Raw genomic sequence first — 2,337 nt, forward strand, 5'->3', positions numbered from 1 at the left:
CGGACCGCGACCCGGCGTCCGCGCCGGGCGGCCAGCAGGCCCGCGGGGCCGCCCGTACACGCACAGGAGAACGGCTGAGCGCACCCCGGTGCGCCCAGCCGGGGGACCAGTCGGTACCCTGGAGTGCGGCCCGCCGGTGGTGCGGGCCGTCGAGTCCCGAACCAGCAGTCGAGTAATCAGGAGACTTCCGTGTCGGCGTATGCAGTCGTCAAGACCGGCGGCAAGCAGTACAAGGTCGCCGTCGGCGATGTCGTCGAGGTCGAGAAGCTCGACGGCGAGCCGGGCACCGAGCACACCCTTCCCGCCGTGATGGTCGTCGACGACGGCAAGGTCACCACGGACGCCGACGCGCTGGCGAAGGTCTCGGTGACGGGCAAGGTCGTCGAGCAGACCAAGGGCCCCAAGATCCGCATCCACAAGTTCAAGAACAAGACCGGTTACCACAAGCGCCAGGGACACCGTCAGCGGTTGACCCGCCTTGAGGTCACCGGCATCGACAAGTGAGGAACCTGACCAGCCATGTCAACCAAGAAGGGCACAGGTAGTTCGCGCAACGGCCGTGACTCGAATCCGAAGTACCTCGGTGTCAAGCGGTACGGCGGTCAGGTCGTCAACGCGGGCGAGATCATCGTCCGCCAGCGCGGGACCAAGTTCCACCCCGGCGTGAACGTCGGCCGTGGCGGCGACGACACGCTGTTCGCTCTCGCCGCGGGGTCGGTCGAGTTCGGCACGAAGCGTGGCCGCAAGACGGTCAACATCGTGCCGGCCGAGGCCTGACCGGCCCGGCCAGCACACCGGAATCAAAGCGAGGGGCGGGACCGGAACACATCCGGGCCCGTCCCTCGTTTTGCTGTGACAGGAAAACCCGTCCCGCCGCCGGGGTCATGACACTCGGCGGCACCGGAGAAAGGCAGCCGGATGTCCTCCCGATTCGTCGATCGCGCGGTGATCCATGTGGCCGCGGGCAACGGCGGGAACGGCTGTGCCTCGGTGCACCGCGAGAAGTTCAAGCCGCTCGGTGGGCCGGACGGCGGCAACGGCGGCCACGGTGGTGACGTCGTGCTGGTGGTCGATCCGGGCGTGCACACGTTGCTGGATTTCCACTTCCGGCCGCACGCGACGGCGGGCAACGGCAAGCAGGGACGCGGCAGTAATCGTAACGGCTCGGCCGGGGAAAGCCTCGAGTTGAAGGTCCCCGACGGCACGGTCGTGCTCACCGAGGACGGCGAGGTCCTCGCCGACCTCGTCGGCGCGGGCACGCGCTTCGTCGCCGCGCGGGGCGGACGCGGGGGACTCGGTAACGCCGCACTGGCCTCCCGCGCCCGGAAGGCGCCGGGTTTCGCCCTGCTCGGGGAGCCCGGGGACGCCCGTGACCTGGTGCTGGAACTGCGGTCGGTCGCCGACGTCGGCCTGCTGGGTTACCCGTCGGCGGGCAAGTCGTCGTTGATCTCGGTCCTCTCCGCGGCCAAGCCGAAGATCGCCGACTACCCGTTCACGACGCTCATGCCCAACCTCGGCGTGGTCAGTGCGGGGGAGACGGTGTTCACCGTGGCCGACGTGCCGGGACTGATTCCGGGTGCGAGCCAGGGCCGGGGCCTCGGCCTCGACTTCCTGCGGCACATCGAGCGGTGTGCCGTGCTGGTGCACGTCGTCGACTGCGCCACCTTCGAGCCGGGCCGGGACCCGGTGTCGGACGTGGACGCGCTCGAGGACGAGTTGGCCCGGTACACGCCCGCGCTCGGCGGCGACCTCGCCGCGAAGCCGCGTGTGGTGGTGCTGAACAAGGTGGACGTGCCCGACGCCGCCGATCTCGCCGAGCTCGTGCGGGCGGATCTGACCGCGCGGGGCCTGCGGGTGTTCGAGGTGTCCACCGTGGCGCACCGGGGGCTGCGGGAGCTGTCCTTCGCTCTCGCCGAGATCGTCGAGCGGCACCGCGCGGAGCAGCCGCCGCCGACCCCGGCGAAGGTGGTGCTCACGCCGAAGGCCGTCGACGACGGCGGATTCAGCGTGCTGCCGGACCCCGATGATCCGGACGGGTTCGTCGTCACCGGCGCGCGTCCCGAGCGCTGGGTGCGCCAGACCAACTTCGGCAACGACGAGGCCGTCGGCTATCTGGCCGACCGGCTCAACAGGCTGGGCGTCGAGGAAGAGCTGGCGCGGCAGGGTGCCCGCCCCGGCAGCCCGGTCACGATCGGCGGTGTCACCTTCGACTGGGAGCCGTCCACACCGGGCGTCGTGGGCATGCTCGCGGGCCGGGGCGGCGACCCGAGGCTGGAGCAGAGCGACCGGGTCAGCGCCGCCGAGCGCAAGGAGGCCCGGCGCCGTCGCCGGGAGGGC

The 2,337-nt window shown here is 71.0% G+C and carries 3 protein-coding genes; all 3 read left to right on the forward strand.

Translation table 11 applies throughout. From position 1 onward, the window contains the following. Positions 1-189: 189 nt before the first annotated feature. Entirely contained in the window at positions 190-504 is a 315-nt protein-coding gene (rplU, locus tag SACSA_RS0118860; RefSeq protein ID WP_019819277.1) for a 50S ribosomal protein L21, read from the forward strand. Positions 505-519: 15 nt separating this feature from the next. Then, positions 520-777: a 50S ribosomal protein L27 gene (rpmA, locus tag SACSA_RS0118865; protein WP_019819279.1), complete on the forward strand. Its 258-nt coding sequence runs from the start codon at positions 520-522 to the stop codon at positions 775-777. A gap of 141 nt (positions 778-918) precedes the next feature. Next, a partial coding sequence (obgE, locus tag SACSA_RS0118870) for a GTPase ObgE (RefSeq protein WP_019819280.1) occupies positions 919-2,337 on the forward strand: 1,419 nt, incomplete at its 3' end.

Source organism: Saccharomonospora saliphila YIM 90502 (assembly GCF_000383795.1).
In the GTDB taxonomy this organism is placed as follows: domain Bacteria; phylum Actinomycetota; class Actinomycetes; order Mycobacteriales; family Pseudonocardiaceae; genus Saccharomonospora; species Saccharomonospora saliphila.